16 protein-coding genes and 1 other RNA gene are annotated in these 23,863 nt (G+C 45.7%); 11 read left to right on the forward strand and 6 right to left on the reverse strand.

The features are described from left to right. Positions 1 to 71 precede the first annotated feature (71 nt). From secD to rnpB, 3 genes are all read left to right on the forward strand, one after another. Positions 72 to 2,639 (forward strand): protein translocase subunit SecD, encoded by a 2,568-nt coding sequence (gene secD, locus WA381_RS10990; protein WP_156085972.1) that lies wholly within the window; start codon positions 72 to 74, stop codon positions 2,637 to 2,639. Positions 2,640 to 2,800: 161 nt separating this feature from the next. Further along, positions 2,801 to 4,264: a potassium/proton antiporter gene (locus WA381_RS10995; RefSeq protein ID WP_156085973.1), complete on the forward strand. Its 1,464-nt coding sequence runs from the start codon at positions 2,801 to 2,803 to the stop codon at positions 4,262 to 4,264. A gap of 37 nt (positions 4,265 to 4,301) precedes the next feature. Then, positions 4,302 to 4,652, forward strand: an RNA gene (gene rnpB / locus WA381_RS11000) — RNase P RNA component class A. A 68-nt stretch (positions 4,653 to 4,720) separates the two neighbouring features. On the opposite strand, the gene WA381_RS11005 is transcribed toward rnpB, so the two are convergent. After that, positions 4,721 to 7,117 (reverse strand): TonB-dependent receptor, encoded by a 2,397-nt coding sequence (locus WA381_RS11005; RefSeq protein ID WP_197044388.1) that lies wholly within the window; start codon positions 7,115 to 7,117, stop codon positions 4,721 to 4,723. A 400-nt stretch (positions 7,118 to 7,517) separates the two neighbouring features. Between WA381_RS11005 and WA381_RS11010 the strand changes: the two genes are divergently transcribed. After that, the gene (locus WA381_RS11010) at positions 7,518 to 8,462 is read left to right on the forward strand and encodes a DMT family transporter (RefSeq protein ID WP_075176021.1); all 945 of its coding nucleotides are present in this window, start codon (positions 7,518 to 7,520) and stop codon (positions 8,460 to 8,462) included. A 19-nt stretch (positions 8,463 to 8,481) separates the two neighbouring features. Here the strand turns inward: WA381_RS11010 and WA381_RS11015 are convergent, their stop codons facing one another. From WA381_RS11015 to WA381_RS11025, 3 genes are read right to left on the reverse strand one after another with little or no spacing between them, the layout of a single operon-like run. Further along, entirely contained in the window at positions 8,482 to 9,246 is a 765-nt protein-coding gene (locus WA381_RS11015) for a substrate-binding periplasmic protein (RefSeq protein WP_014948377.1), read from the reverse strand. Positions 9,247 to 9,269: 23 nt separating this feature from the next. After that, a complete protein-coding gene (locus WA381_RS11020; RefSeq protein ID WP_170826495.1) occupies positions 9,270 to 12,149 on the reverse strand; it encodes an ATP-binding protein in 2,880 nt (959 codons plus the stop codon). Beyond that, positions 12,146 to 13,324, reverse strand: coding sequence for an ABC transporter substrate-binding protein (locus WA381_RS11025; RefSeq protein WP_014948379.1), 1,179 nt, complete (start codon positions 13,322 to 13,324; stop codon positions 12,146 to 12,148). The genes WA381_RS11020 and WA381_RS11025 overlap by 4 nt, the downstream gene beginning before the upstream one ends. Before the next feature lie 336 nt (positions 13,325 to 13,660). Between WA381_RS11025 and WA381_RS11030 the strand changes: the two genes are divergently transcribed. Next, positions 13,661 to 14,158 (forward strand): 3'-5' exonuclease, encoded by a 498-nt coding sequence (locus tag WA381_RS11030; protein ID WP_014948380.1) that lies wholly within the window; start codon positions 13,661 to 13,663, stop codon positions 14,156 to 14,158. An 88-nt stretch (positions 14,159 to 14,246) separates the two neighbouring features. Here WA381_RS11030 and WA381_RS11035 read toward each other — a convergent pair whose 3' ends face one another. Beyond that, positions 14,247 to 14,717 carry a hypothetical protein gene (locus tag WA381_RS11035; RefSeq protein WP_014948381.1) on the reverse strand — a complete coding sequence of 157 codons (471 nt, stop codon included), beginning with the start codon at positions 14,715 to 14,717 and terminating at the stop codon, positions 14,247 to 14,249. Between the two features lie 237 nt (positions 14,718 to 14,954). Further along, positions 14,955 to 16,100, reverse strand: coding sequence for a methionine adenosyltransferase (metK, locus tag WA381_RS11040; protein ID WP_014948382.1), 1,146 nt, complete (start codon positions 16,098 to 16,100; stop codon positions 14,955 to 14,957). 427 nt (positions 16,101 to 16,527) lie between these two features. Here metK and tkt point away from each other — a divergent pair, with 427 nt between their 5' ends. From tkt to WA381_RS11070, 6 genes are all read left to right on the forward strand, one after another. Beyond that, entirely contained in the window at positions 16,528 to 18,519 is a 1,992-nt protein-coding gene (tkt, locus tag WA381_RS11045; protein WP_049586189.1) for a transketolase, read from the forward strand. An 18-nt stretch (positions 18,520 to 18,537) separates the two neighbouring features. Then, positions 18,538 to 19,548, forward strand: a complete 1,011-nt coding sequence (epd, locus tag WA381_RS11050) for an erythrose-4-phosphate dehydrogenase (protein WP_014948384.1) — start codon at positions 18,538 to 18,540, stop codon at positions 19,546 to 19,548. 116 nt (positions 19,549 to 19,664) lie between these two features. Next, positions 19,665 to 20,840 carry a phosphoglycerate kinase gene (locus WA381_RS11055; RefSeq protein ID WP_014975742.1) on the forward strand — a complete coding sequence of 392 codons (1,176 nt, stop codon included), beginning with the start codon at positions 19,665 to 19,667 and terminating at the stop codon, positions 20,838 to 20,840. A gap of 301 nt (positions 20,841 to 21,141) precedes the next feature. Further along, complete coding sequence (locus tag WA381_RS11060; RefSeq protein WP_014978432.1) at positions 21,142 to 22,041, forward strand: fructose bisphosphate aldolase; 900 nt, start codon at positions 21,142 to 21,144, stop codon at positions 22,039 to 22,041. A gap of 222 nt (positions 22,042 to 22,263) precedes the next feature. Continuing rightward, a complete protein-coding gene (locus tag WA381_RS11065; RefSeq protein ID WP_231506410.1) occupies positions 22,264 to 22,578 on the forward strand; it encodes a hypothetical protein in 315 nt (104 codons plus the stop codon). A 195-nt stretch (positions 22,579 to 22,773) separates the two neighbouring features. Next, positions 22,774 to 23,859 (forward strand): efflux RND transporter periplasmic adaptor subunit, encoded by a 1,086-nt coding sequence (locus WA381_RS11070; protein ID WP_156085975.1) that lies wholly within the window; start codon positions 22,774 to 22,776, stop codon positions 23,857 to 23,859. Positions 23,860 to 23,863: the final 4 nt, after the last annotated feature.

A 23,863-nucleotide genomic window follows, 5' to 3' on the forward strand; every position in this document is an offset into this window, starting at 1 on the left:
TAATGCGCTAGCACGTTCGCTTAGCTGCAAATTAAGGCGCTTCAAAAAATTAAATTATTCAGGATTTTAAAATGGCACGATTTTCATTTCGTGGCTTTGTGTATGTGCTCATCGTTATGCTCGGTTTACTGAGCGCTGCGCCCAACATATTGCCACAATCAATTAAACAGCAGTTACCTACGTGGTACACCACTTCCACACTATCTTTAGGCTTAGATTTGCAAGGTGGTTCGCATCTGCTATTAGCCGCAGACACCAACGCCTTGTTTGAAAAGCAACTCAACAGCTTTTCGAGCGACTTACTTAGCGAATTGCGCAGTCAAAACGTGCGCTATACAAAAACGTCTCATTCACTCACTCATAAAGATAGTCGTTCTGGAAGTGTCGTCTTTACATTGCGTAGTGCAGATGATGCGAGAAAGGTAAAAGACACCGCATATCAAATTTCCGCTCAGCCAAATGGTTCAAGTGCACTTGATGTAGAGATAAAGCAAAGCACCGTTACCCTTACGCTTAACGAGCTATACACCGAACAACTGGTTAAAGACACGTTAAGCCGAAGTGTTGAAGTAGTTCGAAAGCGTTTGAACGAAACGGGGCTTACTGAGCCTAGCGTTACGCTACAAGGTAAAGACGCCATTTTAGTTCAGATGCCGGGTATGTCTGACCCCACTCAAGTTAAAAAATTATTGGGCACTACCGCACAAATGACTTTTCACTGGGCCGCGAACAGCCAGTCTGAGCAGGTAATGAATAAGCAAGATGCGGCGGGTAATACCTATCGCTTAGAGCAAAAAGTGGCGCTAGAAGGTGAGCATATTACTGATGCGGCAGGTGTCTTAAGTAGTGAAAATGGCCAGCCAGTAGTGACGTTCCGATTAGACAGCGCAGGTGCTAAGCAGTTTGCCACAATGACACGTGACAACATCGGCCGTGTGCTTGCTATTGTCCTTGACGACAAAGTGGTTACAGCCCCCGTCATTAATAGCGTGATTCCGGGTGGTCGTGGTGAAATAACCGGTAACTTTACATTGCCCGAGGCGGGCAACACTGCACTAATGCTTCGCACTGGTGCGCTACCTGTGCCACTTAACATTATAGAAGAACGCACGGTAGGGCCAGATTTAGGCAGCGATGCAATTCAAACTGGAGTGGAAAGCGGTGTGGCAGGTGCGTTACTGGTATTGGCATTCATGGTGGCGATTTACGGCAGGTGGGGCGCTATCGCAAGTTTTGCTCTTTGTATCAATATGGCATTGGTGTTTGGCGCATTAACCCTGTTTGGCGCAACCCTGACGTTACCGGGCATAGCAGGTTTGATCCTAACCATGGGCATGGCGGTCGATGCGAACATTTTGATTAATGAACGTATTCGTGAGGAAAGTAAAAAAGGTCGTCCGGCAGCCAGTGCAATAGAAGTGGGTTTTGATAAAGCGTTCGCGACTATTGTGGATTCAAACTTCACCACACTAATAGCGGTAAGTCTGTTGTTTATGTTTGGAAGCGGCCCTATTAAAGGGTTTGCAATTACAATTGCCCTTGGTCTGGTGTCTTCAGTATTTACTGCTGTAGCCCTAACTAAAATGTTAATGCTAAGAGTGGTTAAATCGAAGCACAAGAATACGCAAGATCGCGCGCAGCAGCGCGTTCCTTTGCGCTTTTCATCACCGCTTTTGCGGTTAAGCGATAAGCTTAGCGGTATTAATTTTCTGGCAAAGCGTAAAATTGCACTCGCTGTTTCGGTAGTGCTAACAGTGCTTTCAATCGGCTTGTTTGCTAAACCTGGCTTACATTATGGTGTCGACTTTACCGGTGGCACCATGATTGAGTTGACCGCACCAACCCTTACTACCGATGAGCTAAGGAATGTGATTGAAAGCAATGGCTTTGATCAGATAGCAATTCAAGAATATGGCAGTGAACATCACTATTTATTGCGAGCACCTGTTCTAGATAGCAGTGGCGATCTTGAAAATAGCAACGCAAAGCAGACTGACGCACTAAAGCGTGCGATTTCGCAAGCCGACAGTGAGGTAAGTTTTGATAAAATTGATATGGTTGGACCCAAAGTCAGCGGAGGCTTTGCCGAGCTATCCATTCTAGCATTGCTTATCGCAGGTGGCGGCATGTTGGTGTATCTGTGGGCACGCTTTGAAGCGCATTTTGCGAGCGCAGCGCTGCTAACCGTGATACTCGATTTAACCAAAACCATAGGCTTTTTCGCGCTTACGGGCATCGAATTTAACTTAACGGCTGTCGCAGCACTGTTGGCGCTCATTGGTTACTCTATAAACGATAAGGTGGTGGTGCTTGATCGCATCCGTGAATTATTGCGTTTAGACCCAAACAAGCCATTGGCAGATACTATTAATGAGGCCGTGAACAGCACGCTAAGCCGCACGGTGTTCACTTCCGTTACCACGCTGTTGGCGTTGTTACCAATGGCTATTTTTGGCGGTGATGCAGTAGAAAGTTTTGCAGTCCCTATGGTTTTTGCTGTCGTGATTGGCACGTCATCGACCTTGTTTATCACCTCTACGCTGCTGTATTTGTTGGGCAGCAGAAGAGAGAAACAAGGTAAAGCGCAGTTAAAGCCTACTGCAGAAGAGATTAAGGCTTCGTTGTCGCACATCCCTTAGGCGGCACAAGTTCCTTAACCCCAATACCTCAGCGTGCTTTCGTACCTCAATACATTGGTGCAAAAACGCGGTAAGGTAGCAGTATTAACAGGAACCCTTGATGCTCTCACGCATACCCGAATAATTTGCGTGAGAGCATCAAGGGCAATAAGGAACGTATAATGTTTGCAGTTGATCACATTATTTTACTCAGTGCAGTGCTTGCCATTTTGGGCGTACTGGCCAGTAAATTGTCCCCGCGCTTTGGCGTACCTGTTTTAGTTTTATTCCTTGGTGTAGGTATGTTGGCTGGAGAAGATGGTATCGGCCGAATCTTCTTCGATAATGCTGATGCTGCGCATGCCATTGGTACATTTGCTCTTATTCTCATCCTATTTGATGGCGGTCTACAAACGTCAAAAAAGTCCATAGCGCAGGCGTGGAAACCCGCCGCGTTACTCGCCACTTTTGGCGTAATTGGTACGGCAGTGATCACCGGTATCGCTGCTATGGTTATTCTCGATTTACCGCTTTATAAGGGCTTATTGCTTGGTGCTATTGTCGGGTCGACAGATGCCGCAGCAGTGTTTTCTGTTTTGCGCAACGCTGGTATACGCATTCCTTCAAAAATAAAATCCACACTAGAACTAGAAAGTGCGTCGAATGATCCAATGGCCATATTCCTCACAATTGGCCTTATAACGCTTATTCAAGACAGTACCACTAAGCCAGTTGACTTACTTTCGCTGTTTGCCAGTCAAATGGGAGTGGGAGCGATAGTGGGCCTTGCCATTGGCGGTATTGCAGTATGGCTTTTCAGACGCGTCACCTTAATGGCCATCGGTTTGTACCCGGTATTTGTGATGTTGTTTGGTGTATTGTCTTTTGGCCTTGCTGCGAACTTAAATGGCAGCGGCTTTCTCGCTACCTTTATTACGGGTGTTATCGTGGGTAACAGCCGCTTTGCTTATCAGCGTAATACGTTTGTGTTTCTGGATGGGCTGGCCTGGCTTGGGCAAATTGCCATGTTTGTTATCTTAGGTTTGTTGGTAACGCCCACCGAGCTGTTTGTTAATTGGAAAGAAGGCCTTTTAATTGCGTTTGTGCTTATTTTTATTGCACGTCCGCTGGTGGTTATGCCGATTTTGTTGCTTTCAAAATTCTCGTTCAAAGCATCGTTGCTCATCTCATGGGTGGGTTTACGCGGTTCGGTGCCAATTATACTCGCTATATTTCCGCTAATATTTGGCATGCCATACGCCGAGCTTATTTTTAATGTGGTGTTCTTTATCGTGCTTATTTCCGCCTTATTGCAAGGTTCCACCTTACCTTATGCGGCGCGTAAGTTAGGCTTAGTGTTGGACGATGAAGTAAAGGAATCGAGCACGCTGGAGATTGTAAAAGTCGCTAAGAGCAAGCGCGAGCTTATAGAAATAGAGGTATCGAAGTTATCACCGGCACTACATAAAACCATTAGCGAATTAGCCCTTCCCGATAATACGGTAGTGGCGATGATTGCCCGTGGTGAAGAAACCCTTATACCTAAAGGAAGTACCAAAATAGAAATGGGCGATCAAATTTTCATTATCACCAAACTGCTCGACAAAAGCGCCGTTGAGCACTGCTTTTACAGCGAGCAGGAATAGGGTGCTATTGTAGGGTACTTCATGTAGAATGCGCCGCGGAGTTGGCCAGGCAATCGCCGCTTTCGTAAGAAAGGGGAGGAAAGTCCGGGCTCCAAAGGGCAGGGTGCCAGATAACGTCTGGGCGGCGTGAGCCGACGACAAGTGCAGCAGAGAGAAGACCGCCTAAGCATGTTTACATGCCGGTAAGGGTGAAAGGGTGCGGTAAGAGCGCACCGCACCTCTGGTAACAGAGTGTGGCAAGGTAAACTCCACCCGGAGCAAGACCAAATAGGATCCCTCAACGTGTGGCCCGCATGGGGATCGGGTAGGTTGCTTGAATCAGTGAGCGATTGCTGATCTAGAGGAATGGTTGCCCACGACAGAACCCGGCTTACGGCCAACTCCACTCTTTTCCCAAAAGAAAGTGAAGCCTCTACCTGAAGGGATATTTCCTCAGGCAGAGACATTTATCACTCTTTACTGAAAGAAATAGCGGAACGTCGCACCAATGGTGCGCGGTTGGTTCACCGTAAATCCAAGTCGAGCTCGTCCACCACGTTCTCTATCAAAGGATAGCTGCGCGTTTTCGTCGAACAGGTTGTTTGCATACAGTAATATTTCATAGTCATCGTAGGTAAGACCGAAGCTCATATTAAGCGTGCCGTAGTCGTCTAACAACAAGTCTAACTCCGTTGTTTCTGCGCCAGTGGCACCGCCAAAGGCAAGGCCTGAAGTGAATATACCTGCGCCTGCAACTTGGTCACTAGGCTGGGTTATACGGTCTCCCACGTACTGGTAAGAGCCTTGGAAATAGGTGCTGTTTGAAGAGAATAAAGGCTGCGCTAAATCGTAGGTAAATGCGATGGAAAAGCTCTCTTCAGGTACTGAAGCTAGGCGGTTACCGTCTTCTACGCCACCTAGTACCGCACCATCACCATCAACAACGGTTGAATCGAACTCGGCTTCAATGATGCTACCCGTTAATGAGAAAAAGAGCTGGTCAGTAAACTGACGCGTAAGCTCAAATTCAATACCTTGGGTGTGGGCGTCAGGCACGTTAAATGATACACGTGACGAGCAAGAACCAGCATCCAATGTAACCTGAAGATCTTCAATATCGTTATAGAAAGCCGAGATGTTAGCTGACCATCCACGACCTGATGATTTCATACCGATCTCATAGTTGGTGAGCTTTTCATCGTCATAGTCTTGGAACGAACCAAAGATGGCTTCATCTTGGTCGGTACACAGGCTTCTATTTAGCGGGTCATTTACACCGCCAAGTCTAAATCCTTGAGACACCTGAGCATTTAAGTTCACGTTTTCGCTTACGCTATACTGGCCGATAACGCGAGAAGTAAAGCCATCTGATTCTGTAGAATCGGTCTGGTTGTCGCCGTTGGCAAATAAGCCCCCAGAGATAAACTGACGCTCTTCTTCATAATCGTAAAAACGAGAGCCCACGGTCATTTTAAAGTCATCGTTCACTTGATAGTTCACTTCACCAAACACAGCAAGCTGCTTCAAGTCGTACGGTAAATAGGCGTTGTAGGGAGAATCAGCTTCAAAACCATTGGCAACCGCTGCTGACGTGCCTTCACCTAAGGTGGCGTCGGTAAATGCGTCGTACCCAGGGGTAGGGAGTGATTGGTCGTAAACACGCTCTGTAGAAGAGTAGAAAGCGCCAACTAGCCAGTCTAGCGCGCCATCGCCATTGGATGCGGCGCGAAGCTCAAAGGTATCTTGCTCTACTTCCGTTCTGTCTAATAAGTTCGACGGTAATAGTACGGCTTCATCAGGAAAACCTAAGTCGATACTTACTGAGCCCGAAAGCGCGCTGGCATCACGACTTACAAGAATATCGCGGTCGGTATAGCTATAAACAAAGGTAAAATCAGCAACGTCGGCTTGATATTCAGCAGTTACGTCAGCAATCAAGGTATCGTCAGAGAAGCCTTCTTCAAGCAGCAGGTACTGTTCTCGTTCACCCAATTGAATAGCTGGGCGGGTCGTTGTGTAAGGGTTAGCAAACACGTTATACACTTCCTGTCTGTTAAACCCGTTCATTTCTAATTCTTGGAAGATAAGTCGTGGTGTAATGGTTAGCTTATCGTTTGGGGCGATGATGAACGCTACGCGTCCGCCAGTTCTATCGCCGTCGTTAACGTCTTCGCTAAACGCGCCGTTTTCACCTAACGCATCTATAAAGCCTGCGTAATCAGTGCGGTATACCACCGCGCGCATGGCAATGGTGTCGGAAATAGGTACATTTACCATGCCCTTAACGTGACCGCCCACGCCACCGTCTGTCACACTATTAAGATTAGCTTCAAACTTACCTTCAAAGGTATCTAACTCGGGCTGATTGGTGATGTAGCGAAGGGTTCCGCCGATAGAGCCAGATCCAAAAAGCGTACCTTGCGGACCGCGCAGGGTTTCAATGCGGTTAAGGTCGAAAAGGTCGAGATCTGGAGTAAATAAAGACAGCGAGATCACGCTTTCATCGAGGTATACGCCGACCTGCTCCTTAACGCCTGGTTGGTCTCGTACAATTTGACCCGCTGAAACGCCACGCATAGATACTTGGCTTTGGCCTGGTCCTAAGTTTTGAATTGATACGCTCGCCACGTTTCTAGCGACGTCTTCTAAGTTTCCTGCACCGCTGCGTTCAAAGTCTCGCTGCGTTTGTGCGTTGATTGAAAAAGGAATGTCTTCAATGGATTCTGCACGCTTTGTTGCAGTTACTATGATCTGCTCAAAGTCATCGTCATCCTTTTGTTGTGTGTCCTGCGCCATTGCACCGGAGCTAAGCAGCCCCATTACCGCAACGCTAAGTGTGCTTCGTCTAAACGACGATTTTTCTATTTTAAACATAAGTCCATCCAGGTTGGTTGTTTCTATTTTGTTATCAGGCAAGGGCGTAATGTGGCAAAAAAGTTGGGTTATTTCCATAACTTGCGAAACAAATATTTCATTTTTTGTTGTATCTAATGCGGTACGTTTTTCTTGTTAATTTAGTGTTAATTGTAAATGTGTGGGGAATGTGCGTCTAAAAGGTCAAAAGAAGCGTCTATCTGGCTAATTACAAAAGCAATAATCTAAGTATCATCTTTATGAGAGAGGTGTTGACCCTAAGAGCAAAAATGACTGGGCGATAAAAGCAAGCGGCAGCAAGCGGTTTATATCAGCGTCACAATAAAAGCTGATGGGTTAATTAGAAAGTACAACATGAAAGCATTGTTCAACAGTTAACGCTAAGAAGGTGAGTAATAGAGTGGAGAAAGCAGTGAATACAAGCGATGTAGTAAAAGGGATATTAGCAATTGTTATCGCAAGCTTTCTGTGGGGGACAACAGGCACTGCCGCTCAGTTCGCTCCAGAAATCAGTCCTCTGGCAATCGGTGCCTTTGCAATGGGTATAGGTGGTGTATTGCTTTGTGTTAGTGCCCGAAAATCACTGGTAAAGGATGCACCTATTCTTTTTTCTACACCACTGACCTTTCTGTTTGGCAGTGCATGTGTTGCAATTTATCCGCTGGCCTTTTACAGCTCAATGCGTTTGTCAGGCGTTGCCATAGGCACCGTGGTTTCTATCGCCAGTGCACCACTATTCGCTGCGCTTTTAGAGTATTTTTTAAGTAAAAAGCCCGTGTCTTTAAAATGGTTTATTAGTTTTGTGTTTGGTGCGTTTGGGATTGGCATGTTAGCCATGGGTAAGGCACACGACGCAATGGCGTTGTCAGCATCTAAAGATGATCAGGTGTTCGGCGTTATATTGGGTTTAATTGCCGGTTTAACTTACGCTGGATACTCATGGGCTGCGAAGCAACACATTGACGCTGGCGCAAATTCAAAATCTGCCATGGCCGGACTTTTCGGTTGCGCTGCCGTTGCTCTGTTGCCTTCCCTCTGGTTTACCGGTCAAAACTTGTTTGCTAACACTATCCACATTAGCGTTTCACTCTATATGGCTGTTGTGCCGATGTTTCTTGGTTATTTGCTATTTGGCTATGGTCTTCGCACTACCGAAGCGAGTAAAGCTACGCTTATTACGTTAATTGAGCCACTGGTTGCGACACTTTTCGCTATTTTTCTAATTGGCGAAGTATTCAAGCCGGTGGGGTGGGTTGGCATGACGCTGGTGTGTCTTTGCCTTTTAATCCAATCGATAAAATTTCCCTTTGCTTTAAAGCGCTATGGCAAAAAAGCAACGGCGTAATGTTGAAACTGCGTGTGGCTTATAATGAAAAGTCAGAATACTTGTTAAGTATTCTATCAATTTGACCCGTTTGTTTTAATTCAGCAATGGCGCGGTTAATGGCGGGGAGCTTATCTTTATGTCGATTGTGAATACGCAACGCCATTTTGCCTGCGGTATGGATGGGGCCCAGCGCTATTTTTATGTTGTGCATTGAAGACCAGTAACGCGCCGCTGCTTCCTCCATTATGATGACATCTATCCGTTTCATGCCAAGGGCTAAGATAAGGTTACTCTCGGCTTGAAAGTCCATTCTGACGAACTTATCAGAATCAAAATAGACATAGCCGGAGATCATCCCTACGGTTTCACCGTAGATAGAGGCGACGGTTTGGTATCGGCTATGGTTTTCAGGCAGAGTAATAAAGTATTCTGTGATGTCTATAATGGGATCTGAGAAAGTGAAGTCGCCCGCGGGCTCATCTTTAGACAGCCAGCTTGGACTGAAAAAGTCGAAATCAAGAGCGCCTGTTTTAAATGCAAGCATGGCACGTTTGGTAGAGAGCATGACTTTTTCTGTCTTAATACCTGCTCTATTCATAATAAGGGGAAGGATTTCAACTAGAATACCGGCCCTATCTTCGTCGACAGCATTTTCGTACGGGATAGAGCTGCCTGACGTTCCAAGATTATATCGCAGTACTTCATCGGCAGTCGCGCCACCGCCTAAAAGCGAAACGTTAATCAATAAGATAAACGAAATAACTTTTTTGATGTGAGGGGCTAATCTCGCTAAGGCGTTCACTCAAGATGTTCCACTACAATAGGTTAATGAACGGCGCTTTCTTCACTATTTCTTTCAATGCTTGCCCAATGCTCAACTTTGTCGATGAGGTCAATAGCATCAAAAGGTTTACTTAGGTAATCGTCCATTCCGGCGTTAACGCAGCGCTCTTTGTCACCTTTCATGGCATTGGCGGTTAGTGCGATGATCGGCACATTCAAATAGCGTTCTCCGGCCTCACCATTTCTTATGCGTTTAGTTGCTTCAAAGCCGTCCATTTCTGGCATTTGACAGTCCATCAAGACAACATCAAAGGTCACTTTCATTTTGTTCAACGCTTCAAGTGCCTCTAGGCCTGATTTGGCACTCAATGTAGTGTGGTTGTTTAGGTGCTGTTTAACAATAACCTGATTAATGTCGTTGTCTTCGACAATTAATACTTTGCGTTTTTTCCCTTTTTCCCGTTTCACTCCTGAGGAGTGGTGAACTGGCTTAAGCAGGGCTTCGTCGGCTTGTTCAAGCATAATAGTGAAAGAGAACGTGCTTCCGTGACCTTTAACGCTCTCAAGTTTTATATCGCCGCCCATGAGTTCGCATAATTGTTTGCTAATAGAAAGGCCAAGGCCTGTTCCGCCGAATTTGCGAGTTGTAGAAAGGTCTTCTTGGGTAAAGACATCAAAGATTGTACTTTGCTTGTCTTGTGCGATGCCAATGCCGGTGTCTTTTACGCTACATAAAAGCTTAAGGCTGTTATCTGCATTTTGCTGAATGCTGGTGGTGACTTCAATACATCCACTGTCGGTGAACTTCACGGCATTACCTAACAAGTTCGAGAGTATTTGTCTAAAGCGTACATCATCGCCTTGTACAACGTGAAAGCCTTGTAAATCAAAGTGAAAATGTAGCGCTAACCCTTTTTCTTGGCACATAATCGCGTACTGACTTTGAAGGTTTTCAAGCGACTCTAAAATGTCGAATGGGTTTTCTTCAATTTGCAGTTGGCCTGCCTCAATTTTAGAGAAGTCCAAAATATCATTTACGATATGTAAAAGGCCCTGGATACTAAACTTAGCAAGAGACAGGTAGTGCTTTTGCTCCTCAGTGAGTTCAGAGCTAGCCATTAACTGCAAAACACCAGAAATACCGTGTATTGGCGTGCGTATTTCATGGCTCATACTAGCGAGGAAGCTCGATTTAAGACGGGCAGACTCTTCCGCTTTTTCTCGCGCATCCTGAAGATACTGTTCGGTTTGTCGTTGTTGAGTAACGTCCTGTTGAAACCCGATATAGTGAGTGACTTCACCATTTATTTTTACCGGCGTTAAATTCAAACGATTATAAAAGGCGCTGCCGTCTTTTTTATAGTTGAGCAGCGTCGTTTCAATAGGCTCGCGCACTGCAATAGCCTTGCGGATTTGGTCAACTGTCTGCTTGCTGGTTTCATCGCCCTGCATCGACCTGCAGTTATGACCGATTATTTCTTCACGACTGTAGCCTGTAAGCTCTTCAAAGGCACTGTTTACGTATATTATTGGTTGGCCGACGCGCTTAATGTCCGAAATGATGATCGACACCGTTGCTTCATCCATAGCGTGAGTGAGCACTTTAACGTGACTTTCAAGAGAGCGTTGTTCAGTTTCGTCGCTACCAACATAGATATCACCACGAATATTACCATTAGCATCGGCCAGTGATGTTTTAGTCCAATGAACAAACCGCTCTTGGCCGGTTGATACCGAAAAGTGTGTAAGTTCATTGCTCTGTGAAGAAGCAAGCTTTTGCATAATGAACTTCAAAATACCGTTCTTTTCACCGTACTGGTCATGACAAAAGTCGTCGAAGCGCTTATTAGAAAGTAAAGTTTGCTTGTCTTGATCAACCACTACAAGCATATCGCCCATTGATTCCAACACGTTGGAAAACTGTTCGTTAGACAGCGAAACCTCTGTCAAATCCCAAATCAGTTTGTCAAACGCTTCGCGAATATCCGCAAGTTCTTGGGCCTCAACGTCACTATCAAGGCGTAGTGAGGTCTTATCATCACTGTTTAGTCGATTCTTAATGTCATTGTACAAAGTCGAAAGTGTTCGCTCGGCAAGCGTTCCCGTCATACTCACCATATGCAAAATGATAAATACGAAGCCTACGATCATTGCCAGCAATACAATCCCAGTCCATGCGGCTTCTCTGTATGCGGTGATGGTGGGTTTAACGCTGTACAAGGTTAGATTTTGCCAATCAGCCTTTTTTATAGCGTAGCCGCTGTCATCAAAATCGGAAAAGCTTGAGTTGGGAGCAATGAGTGAGGGCTCACTGCTAAACAGGACATGCCCACTAGAGTCGGTAACAAGCTGGTTAGTCAGTCTGGGATAGGGCGCGAGCAAAGACTGCAAGCTATCCACATACATGACAAGTGCGCCTTCCGCTACGCCTCTAAGTAACACTGGAACGCTTATTAATACGCCGTACTTTGATACCGAGGAGTATGCATTCGATGAACCAAGGGTTTGCTGGCGCCATGCACTACTGAGCGACTCGGGGATAACAGCATTCCAGTTTTTATCAATCACCCGGTTCCCGGCAAAATCAAATAGCGCAAACTCGACACTTTTCGCCTGAGTTAAATTTAACGAGCGGAAAAACATGGGAAGGTAATTATCCCTTTGCTCGAAATCAACCAAGGAATTGATGATGATATCGTTAGCTGCCAAGTCTGCTAGCTGTCTAGTGGTATCGCTAACAATGTAATTGATATCTTGTTCTAAACCATCAACAGATTGTTGTTGAAGCTGGTCGGTTTGTTTAACAATGAAGTGAAAAGAGAGAGCAAATAGAATGATAGACAAAACCGCGACGAGTAAAACCAGTCGCGGTAGCATGCTTGAAAGCAGAAGAGAGCGTAACCTTGGGGGCTGCTGCATCATTGCACGCCCGTTGTTACCAAGTGACCTTTTTCGTTAAACGTAGTCATAAAATAATCCTTTGCCCAGAGTGCATCGTGTCTGTCCTCTGAAAATGGAGCTGTGTAGTGCTTCACTGCACCTTGCACATTTTGAAGAGACTCTAGCGCACCGCGTAATGCGTCTACTTCTATACTACCAGCTTTCGCGGCAGCTGCCGCGATTAAATGAGTTAAATCATAAGCATGAGCCAAACCTGTCACACCACCAATCGCAGTCGCATCCACCAAGCCATACTTATTATAATAGGCTTCTAACAAGCTTTTTGCCTTGGTATTTTTCTGGTGGTTGAAGTGGAAGGTTTGAAGTACTGACACATTGTAGTTAGCGATGGGCTTTGCAAGTAAAGAGGCGAACTGACCCGACGCGACTCCCCAATGCGACACAACTGGGAGAGAGGCGATGCCTTGTTTTGCCATCTCATCGAGTACCACAACACCTTCAGGAACGTTAGTGACAAGAATGATCGCTTCCGCTTTCGCGCTTTTTATTGCCGCGATATCCTCAGAAAAGTCTTTCTGCTGCCAATTTATCCAATGGGTTGCTGTTATATCAATATCATTATTACTTGCAGCTTGTGTTAATGATTCAAGGTTTGAGCGTCCCCATCCTGTTCTTTCCAGTACTAACGCAATATTTGAAAGCCCCATATATTTGACGTGATTAATTAGGACTGACGCTGCTTCAGCGTCGCGTACCGACACGCGAAATATGTTATTCGGTGAGTGCCCGTTGTCGATAATAGGCGTCCCCGCTGCCCAAGGAACCAACATCAAAATGTTTTTTTCGTGTATTGGGTCGACTTCAGCGAGAACTACAGGTGTATGAACGCCGCCTACTACCGCAAGTAAATTGGGAGTTTGGGAAAATTGCTCAATGTTATATACACCTCGAGCTGGGTTGCCGCGATGGTCTTTCGCAATAACTTTTATTTGACGACCTAGAATCCCACCAGCGGCATTTATTTCGTCGACGGCAAGCTCGACCCCTCTTGTAATAGCGATGCCACCTTCAACAGCTACCGCTGAAAGATCGGCATCAATACCAATCACCAGAGGCTCCGTTGAACTTAATGCTTTACTTGCAGTAAAAATTGAAAAGACGCAAGCCAGCGAGAGAAAGATAGAAAGTGCACGCATGAATAGGCTACCTAAATGTTAACCTTAAAAGTGTATAGCAATGTGCTCAGTCTTTTAGCGTAAACGTCTTATCCTTTAGTATAAGTTTGATGCTTTTTTGAGAGCTTTTACGAGATTTTTGAGCGCTGGCGACGGGGTGGTGTACTAAACGAGTGCGCATTAATTGTGGCACGATTCTACTATTAGCTTATATTTCGAGAAGAGTGGTTGTACATTTGCTAAACAGTGTTCGACGTTGTTTAGTTGTTCCTCTGGTGACGAGGTAGCAGTAAAACCGCCTGATAAAAATGGTTTGCGTATGTTGCAAGCAAGGATAAACAGCGGTTTGGAGCGTGAGTGCGAAAGAATACCCTGCCAACAATAATAGACATTGAAGCAAGTGGATTTGGCGCAGCGAGTTACCCTATTGAAATAGGTATCGTGCGCTATGATGGTGCAAAGTGGTGTAAGCTACTTCGGCCCTTTGACTCGTGGGTTCACTGGGATCGAAAAGCGGAGTCACTGCACGGCATAACGCAGCAGATGCTGCAAACTCGAGGAGAAGAGCCTCGAAAAGTCTGTGTTGAGTTAAATAACTTCCTTGGCAATACGGTTGTTTACAGTGACGGTTGGGTCGTTGATAACCCGTGGCTAATTAAGCTCTACGCCGCAGCGCAGGTAGAAATGTCTTTCACGTGTAGAGCATTGGAATATATTTTGTCTGAAGCACAAATGAATCAATGGCATGAGGTGAAAAGCCGCCTTGCGAGCCAACTTGATGTTAAGCGTCATAGAGCGAGTTCCGACGCGATGGTAATTCAACAGACTTACGCAAAAACCTTATCATTGGCATAACGGCAACTACGTTTCGTCTTTATGATGGGGTGTAATACTAAAAGCGCACCGTGAGTGCAATGTAGCGGTGACCTAAAACAAGGATGACTTAAAACAAGTAATTGACGCCCAATGAGAGAGCCATATTCTCTTCTTCCCCAACTTGCCTATGTTCAAGCTCTACCGCCATGTTTAAACCCTCGCTTTTGCCAAGCAGCCAGCCCAACCGAGTAAAAGTACCTACATCATGTGGTAAATAAAGCCATTCTGCGTAATGCTGAAAGGCGGTATTGTTGGTTTTGTACGTTGCATAGACCTTTTGCGGAACCCAAGTGTTAAACCGCCTGCTGGCGCTAAACATACCTTGTGACCCCGCTGGGTAGGTATAACTGTTGTCGTATAGATAAGTTTCGGTTGTAGATTGAATGCGGTACATACTATTTAGCTGCCACCGGGCTATTTTTTTGCTTTTGAATTGGATAGGACTGTAGTGGGGAGCATTTATTTCCGCGAGCACGGGGGAAGCCGCCATAGACGCAGCCAAAGTAAGTGCCAGAAGAATACCAGTAACCACATTCATGGAAGAGCCCAAGTTGTTATCATGGCTTGTAAACAACCAGAAACTACAAGCGATAGTGTGTTCGTTATTTAAGCATAGCTGCAAAAAATAAATGATGAAAATATTCTTTGCTGTTTTTTATTTGTTTCGTTGATTTTGCTATCCAAATAAAAAACGCCGCTAGTTTATACAAACACTTTTTTGCAAAGCGTTATATAAACTGAGCGGCGCATTTAAAAGCGTTATTTGGTTATCGAATTAAATCGATGCTTTTAACGCTTCTGCTTTATCTGTTGCTTCCCAAGGGAATTCGTCACGACCAAAGTGACCGTACGCAGCCGTTGGGCGATAAATAGGGCGCTCGAGGTCTAGCATTTGAATAAGTCCATAAGGGCGTAGGTCGAAATGTTCACGGACCAGTGCTACTAACGTTTTCTCATCTACCACACCTGTACCGAAGGTATCGATGCTGATAGACGTTGGCTCTGCCACACCGATTGCATAAGACACTTGGATTTCACAGCGCTTAGCAAGTCCTGCTGCAACAATGTTCTTAGCAACGTAACGACCCGCGTATGCTGCACTGCGGTCTACTTTTGATGGATCTTTACCAGAGAACGCGCCACCACCGTGACGGGCCATACCACCGTAAGTATCAACAATGATTTTACGACCAGTTAAGCCACAGTCGCCCATTGGACCACCGATAACGAATCGTCCCGTTGGGTTAATGTGAAAGCGTGTATTTCCATCAATCCATTCACTAGGCAGCACTGGCTTAATAATTTCTTCCATTACCGCTTCGCGAACTGTTTCAGTGCTCACTGAATCACAGTGCTGGGTTGAAAGCACAACTGCGTCGATGCCAACAGGCTTGTCGTTTTCATATTTGAAAGTAATTTGGCTTTTAGCATCTGGGCGTAACCAGTCTAGCTTACCAGATTTACGCACTTCAGCTTGTTTTTGAACAAGGCGGTGAGAGTACGTGATTGGCGCAGGCATTAGTACGTCAGTTTCGTCGCTAGCGTAGCCAAACATTAGACCTTGGTCACCAGCACCTTGTTCTTCAAGGCTTGCGCGATCAACACCTTGATTGATGTCAGGTGACTGTTTGCCAATAGCATTTAATACCGCACATGAATCAGCGTCGAAGCCCATATCTGAGTGCGTGTAGCCAATTTCTTTAACTGTTTTTCGGGTAAGCTCTTCAATATCTACCCATGCAGAGGTAGTTACTTCACCACCCACTAAAACCATACCGGTTTTTACATACGTTTCGCAGGCCACCCGAGCGCGAGGATCTTGTTCTAAAATAGCGTCAAGAACCGCATCTGAGATCTGATCAGCAATTTTGTCCGGATGTCCTTCAGACACTGACTCGGATGTGAATAAATGCGTGGCCATAAATGCTCCGTAAGCGTTAAATTATCAAAATAGTCGTATATTGTACTAAAACAAGTTATAAATACCAGTCTTTACTTCTAGACGTCTAAAAGTCTCTTCGTTACGAATAGTTGACACAACCCGATCACTTATAGGGTTATTCAGGTCGTAATTGTCGAAGTTAATGATGTATTTGTAAAACTAGGCGTCAGATATAACTGTTTTTGCTGTAATGGGAATACGTGATGGTCAGGGTATAGACCATTTTTTACTATGACTTTCACTATTGGCAATCAAAACCCATTGAACTGTAAGGTGGCATAGGTAAGAATAACGCCACATTCATTCGTATAAAGAAGTAGAGCGAACGCCTTACCTCTACGCTCGTCTAGCTTGCCTAGCCCGCTAAGATACGAAACAAAAGATACAAAATAAATCAGGAGACAACATGCCCTCTCGTCGTGAACTCGCCAATGCAATCCGTGCATTAAGCATGGATGCCGTTCAACAAGCTAAATCTGGTCACCCAGGTGCCCCAATGGGGATGGCTGATATCGCACAGGTACTATGGGGTGATTTCTTATCACACAACCCTGCAAACCCATCTTGGGCTAACCGCGATCGCTTTGTGCTTTCAAATGGTCACGGCTCGATGCTGTTGTACTCTCTTCTTCACCTTTCAGGCTACGAACTGCCAATTGAAGAGTTAAAGAACTTCCGCCAATTGCATTCAAAAACGCCAGGTCACCCAGAGTACGGTTATGCGCCAGGTGTTGAAACGACCACTGGCCCACTAGGCCAGGGTATCAGTAATGCTGTGGGCATGGCGCTTGCCGAAAAAGTACTAGCGGCACAATTTAACAAAGATGGTCACACTATTGTTGACCACCACACCTACGCATTCCTAGGTGACGGCTGCTTGATGGAAGGTATCTCACACGAGACCTGTTCACTAGCCGGTACACTAGGCCTTGGTAAGCTTATCGCGTTTTGGGATGACAACGGCATTTCAATTGATGGCGAAGTGGAAGGTTGGTTCACCGACGATACACCAGCACGCTTCAAGAGCTATGGTTGGGAAGTGATCGATGGAGTTGACGGTCACGATGCAGAGCAAGTAAAAGCCGCTATTGAAAAGGCACAGGCGAATACTGCGCAACCTACGCTTATTTGTTGTAAAACCACCATTGGTTTCGGCTCGCCTAATAAAGAAGGTACCGAGTCTTGTCACGGTGCACCACTAGGTGAGGACGAAATTGTCGCTACTCGCGAGAAGCTTGGCTGGAGCCATGGCGCGTTCGAAATTCCAGACGATATTTACGCTGGTTGGGATGCTAAAGAGAAAGGTTCAAACGCGGAAAGCGCGTGGAATGACGCTTTCGCAGCATACGAAGCCGCCTACCCAGAGCTTGCAGCAGAATTCAAACGCCGTGTAAATGGCGAGTTGCCAGCAGATTTCAGCGACAAAGCAGACGCTATCATCGCTGAACTTCAAGCTAACCCACAAAATATCGCGTCACGTAAAGCGTCACAAAATGCACTGAATGCGTTTGGTCCGCTACTTCCTGAACTATTAGGCGGCTCTGCTGACCTTGCAGGTTCTAACCTTACTATTTGGGAAGGCAGCAAAGGTGTTGAAGCGAACGATGCCTCAGGTAACTACATTTATTACGGTGTACGTGAGTTTGGTATGTCGGCCATGATGAATGGTATTGCCCTTCACGGTGGCTTTAAGGCATACGGTGCAACCTTCCTAATGTTTATGGAATATGCACGCAACGCGGTACGTATGGCAGCGCTAATGAAGCAGCCTGCAATTTTCGTTTACACCCACGATTCAATTGGTCTAGGTGAAGACGGCCCAACTCACCAGCCGGTGGAGCAGGTGGTTGCGCTACGAGCAACGCCTAACCTTGATAACTGGCGCCCTTGTGATCAGGTTGAGTCTGCTGTGTCGTGGAAGTCTGCTATTGAGCGCACTGACGGCCCAACAACGCTGATCTTCACGCGTCAAGGCTTAGCGCAGCAAGAAAGAACGGCTCAACAAGTTGCTGATATCGCGAAAGGTGGTTACGTACTTAAAGACTGCGAAGGTACGCCAGAGCTTATTCTTATTGCTACCGGTTCTGAGGTTCAGCTAGCCGTTGAAGCCGCAGCGAAACTAACCGAGCAAGGTAAGGCCGTTCGCGTAGTGTCTATGCCATCAACTGACGTATTCGACCGTCAGTCTGCTGATTACCGTGAAAGTGTACTACCTTCTAGCGTTGTTAAACGCGTAGCGGTTGAAGCGCTGTCTAAAGATAGCTGGTACAAGTACGTTGGCTTTAATGGCGCTATCGTGGGCATGGACACCTTTGGTGAATCTGCACCTGCTGGCGACCTGTTTAAGCACTTCAACATTACCACTGACGCTGTAGTAGAGGCAGCACTGTCTCTGTAAGAGGTAATAGATAAGCCTATGGTAAATATTGCCATAAATGGGTTTGGTCGTATTGGTCGTAACGTGTTGCGCGCGCTGTATGAAAGCGGGCGCAACAACGAATTTAACGTGGTGGCCATTAACGACATTGCTAAACCCGAAGGCATAGCACATTTACTTAAATACGATACCGCCCACGGGCGGTTCCGTTTTGATGTGGCCTTAGAAAATAACACGCTAAATGTCGCAGGCGACGATATTACACTGCTCGCGATAAGCGATATTAAAGACCTACCCTGGAAAGACTTGGGCGTTGATATTGTGCTTGAGTGTACGGGCAAGTTTGATGACAGAGCATCGGGGCAAGCACATTTAGATGCCGGCGCTGGCAAAGTGCTTTTCTCGTCACCCGGGTCACCAGATTTAGACAATACGGTCATTTTCGGAACCAATGAAGACACGTTGACCAGTGAACAAAAATTAGTCTCCAACGGCTCTTGCACCACAAACTGCATTGTTCCTGTTATCCAAGCGCTAGACGCTGCGTTCGGTGTTGAAAGTGGTACGATCACAACCATTCACGCGTCTATGCACGACCAGCAAGTTATCGACGCCTATCACGAAGATTTGCGCAGAACCCGTGCTGCAAGTCAGTCGATTATTCCCGTTGATACCCGACTTGCTGCCGGTATAGAGCGCATTCTGCCTAAGTTTGCGGGAAAATTCGAAGCCATTGCGGTTCGAGTGCCAACTATCAATGTTACTGCCATGGATTTAAGTGTAACGCTTCAATCTAAGGTAACGATTGAGCAAGTGAACCAAGCCCTTCGCAATGCAAAAGCGGGGCGTTTACAGGGTATTTTGGACTACACCGAAGAGCCTTTGGTGTCGGTAGATTTCAATCACGACCCTCACTCGTGTATTGTAGATGGCACACAAACAAGAGTCAGTCACAAACAACTGGTTAAAACACTAGTATGGTGTGACAACGAATGGGGTTTTGCAAACCGTATGCTCGATACCGCAAAAGTGATGTTCGACGCAAAATAAAGCATTGATGCTGCCAAGGGTTGGTAGCACCAGCCCGCGCAGCTTTCACAGTTAATTTGAGCGTGTCTTACCTTCAAAACACGCTCTACTGAATTTAAATTAACATAGGAAAGACGATGGCAATTCCAAGCATGAGCGATATGGCCCTAAAAGGTCAGCGCGTATTAATTAGACAAGATTTAAACGTGCCGGTAAAAGACGGCAAAGTAACTTCTGATGCGCGTATCAAAGCATCAATCCCTACGATTAAAGCAGCCCTAGACGCAGGTGCGGCAGTTATGGTGATGTCTCACCTTGGTCGTCCTACTGAAGGCGAGCCTGCAGACGAATTCTCTCTTCAACCTGTTGTTGATTATCTTAATGACGCCCTAGACGTACCGGTTAAGCTTGTAAAAGATTACCTAGATGGCGTGGAGCTTGCAGACGGCGAATTAGTTATCCTTGAAAACGTACGTTTTAATAACGGCGAAAAGAAGGACGACGAAACGTTAGCAAAACAGTACGCAGCACTTTGCGACATCTTTGTTATGGATGCGTTCGGTACTGCTCACCGCGCACAAGCGTCTACTCATGGCGTTGCTAAATTTGCACCAAAAGCCTGTGCTGGCCCATTACTTGCTGCAGAATTAGACGCACTTGGCAAAGCGCTAGACAACCCTAAGCGTCCAATGGTTGCTATTGTGGGTGGCTCTAAAGTGTCTACCAAGTTGACCGTGTTAAAAACATTGGCTGAAAAAGTTGACCAGCTGATTGTTGGTGGCGGTATTGCCAACACTTTCATTGCTGCTCAAGGCCATAATGTAGGTAAGTCACTAGTAGAGATGGACCTTACCGAGCAAGCCACGCAGCTTATGAATGAAGCGCAGGCGAATGGCGGTAATATTCCAGTACCTACAGATGTTGTCGTGGGCAAAGCGTTTGATGAGAATACCGAAGCGACGCTAAAAGTAGTCAGTGACGTTGCCGACGACGATATGATTTTTGATATTGGTCCAGACTCTTCAAAGGCGTTAGAGGACATTATCAAGAACGCGGGAACCATTGTATGGAATGGCCCTGTAGGCGTATTTGAATTTGAACAGTTCAGTGCTGGAACAAAAGCGCTGTCTGAAGCGATTGCGGCAAGCGACGCATTCTCAATCGCAGGTGGTGGTGATACACTAGCAGCAGTTGATAAATACGGGATTGCCGATAAGGTCTCTTATATTTCAACAGGTGGTGGCGCGTTCCTAGAATTCTTGGAAGGCAAAACACTACCAGCGGTAGCAGTACTAGAAGAAAAAAATAAATAAGCCTGGGCGCTGCATGTAAACGCAGCGTTTTAAAGCTCTAGATAGCTAAGGCCTAGTACAAACGTTACCCCATAAGTGTCACGCTCAGTAACAGCATTGTTGAGCGTGACCTTTTAATCGGAAACGATTACACCTGCGAAACAGTGAAGTACGCAGGCATAAATACCAACTTTATTACAGATGTGTTTACTTAAGGTGCTGGCATGCTGCGTCTGAGACAAACAGATCTTTAATAGAATTGGTATAACAATAAACCCTACACCTGTCTATTAAGGCAGTAATATACAAAAGGAGTGTTGCAATGGCATCACAAGCTCAGCAGGCAATGCTGGATAAACTGAAGACGCAAACCGGTTTTATTGCAGCGTTAGATCAAAGCGGCGGTAGTACCCCTAAAGCGTTGCGCTTATACGGCATCGAAGAGTCAGAGTATAGCTCAGACGAAGAGATGTTTAATCTTGTTCACGAAATGCGTACACGCATTATCACCAGCACCCCTTTTAGCGGCGAGCGCGTTCTTGGCGCAATCTTGTTTGAAAACACCCTTGATAGAGAAATTGAAGGCATGTCTTCTGCACATTTCTTATGGCAGAAGAAGCGCGTAATTCCGTTCCTAAAGGTAGATAAAGGATTAGCTGAAGAAAGCAACGGCGTGCAGGTAATGAAGCCAATGCCAGGTCTTGATGCACTGCTAGCTAAAGCGGTGGCGCAAGATGTATTTGGCACTAAAATGCGAAGTGTTGTTAAGCTTGCGAATCACCAAGGTATTAAAGACGTTGTTGCTCAGCAATTTGAAGTGGGTAAGCAAATTTTAGCCGCGGGCCTTGTTCCAATCATTGAGCCAGAAGTGGATATTCACAGTCCACAAAAAGCGGAAGCAGAAGCATTACTTAAGCTAGAGATTTTGACGCAGCTTAATCTGCTAAACGAAGGTCAGGAAGTCATGCTTAAGCTTACGCTTCCGACAGAGGCAAACTTTTATAAAGAGCTTGTTGATCACCCTCGTGTACTTAAAGTAGTGGCGCTATCTGGTGGCTATAGCCGCGAGGAAGCAAACGCGAAGCTGGCAGAAAACCAAGGTATGATCGCGAGTTTCTCTCGCGCACTGACAGAAGGCGTATCTGCACAGCAAACTCAAGAAGAGTTTGAAGCAACGCTTGATACTGCAATTGAAGGTATCTACCAAGCGTCTAAAGCTTGATCCTCTCCTTTTAAATTGATTGTAAAGAGCGCCTAATGGCGCTCTTTTTCGTTGTGCGGTTTTGTCACTTCCTATTCCATTTCGCTTTTGTCGATTCTGAAAACGTGCAATCGCTTATTGCCCGCGTTTACTAGCAAGAATGTTTCTTGTAAAAGCGTAATTGCCTGTGTAGCATAACGCCGCAATTTTCCTTATATAATTGAATTTCTGGAATAATCATCGGTGAATAATCATCAGTACATGAAGCAGTACACCATATACGCATTAATTGCGTTGTTGTTTACTTGCTTATCTGGACTTAAACAGGATTACAAGCCGATCACGTTCAAGCATCATTTTGATGCTTCTATCTCAGAATATTCCTTTGAATTTGATACTGAGGAAAGTGCACCGGAAGAGCCCGTCCCGCCACAAAATGTTGTGCTGGATTATCTTACGGACTCCTTCACGGATACCGCAAAACCACGTCCGCGTGGGCTTTTCAAAACATTCCTTAACTACGCAACGCCGTTAACCCGAGCGCCGCCTATTGCTTAGTTTTTTAGGTTTAGCGGTTATTGGCTACCTAAAAAACTCGTTAATTCGATATTCCTAACAACGCGCCAGCGCTTTGCTGGATGTTTTTGCGTGCTTAATTATCAGCGGTGAACCTATTTGCTGAAAGCGCGCTAGTGGCATGCTGTCTTTTTATAAGGCATGTCACGATTAGCCTTTTTATTACGAATTTACATTATGAGCAAAAAAGCACTTCTTGCAGTAAGCATTGTTACCGCACTATTAGGTGGGTGTGGCCATGAGGAACATGCTGCGCATCACGAAAAACTTCAATTCAACGTTACTCATCCCATCGTACAAGACACAACGCTGGTAAAAGAGTACGTCAGTCAGATACGTGCCATTCAACATATTGAAGTTAGAGCTATGGAAAAAGGCTATCTTCAATCGACCTTTGTTGATGAGGGACAAACGGTAGAACGTAGTCAGCCCATGTTTAAAATAATGCCTAACGTGTATGAAGCTGAACTACACCGCGCTGAAGCTGAGGCTAAAGCAGTCGAGATGGAGTACAAAAATACAAAGTCGCTTGTTGAACAAAACATTGTTTCTCCTAACGAACTTGCCGTCATAGAAGCACAGCTTCAAAAAGCTCAGGCTGAAGTTGAACTGGCAAAGACTCACTTAGCATTCACAGATATCAAAGCGCCGTTCACAGGCAAAATGGACCGACTGGAAGCTCGAACGGGAAGTTTGCTTGATGAGGGTGAACTGCTCACCACATTGTCTGATATCAGCACAATGTGGGTGTATTTCAATGTGCCTGAATCAGAGTATTTAAAGTACGCGCAGAACAGCGCATCAAATGATCAAACGTCAGTGCGATTAAAGCTTGCCGATGGCAGTATTTACGCGCATCAAGGCGTGATAGATGCCATTGAAGCTGATTTTGATAATCATACCGGTACCATTGAAATGCGTGCGTCTTTCCCTAACCCAGACCAACTGCTAAGACATGGGCAGACCGGTAATGTCATGGTGGATATTGCCTATCCGGATGCTTTAGTTATTCCTCAGAAAGCCACATTCGAAATTCTCGATCAAAGCTTTGTGTATGTGCTGGATAGCGAGAACAAGTTAGCAACCCGCCACATTAACATCGCTGCAGAACTCCCTAACATCTATCTGGTTTCAGACGGACTAGCGCCGGACGACACTATTTTGATTGAAGGACTGCGAAGAGTTTCGAACGGCGATGAGATAGAGCCTGAACTTATTTCAGCCAGCGACACATTAGCTGAACTGTCACTGCACGCAGAATAAGGGG

Source organism: Alteromonas sp. CH_MED4-4 (genome assembly GCF_037029575.1).
Classification (GTDB): Bacteria; Pseudomonadota; Gammaproteobacteria; order Enterobacterales; family Alteromonadaceae; genus Alteromonas; species Alteromonas macleodii.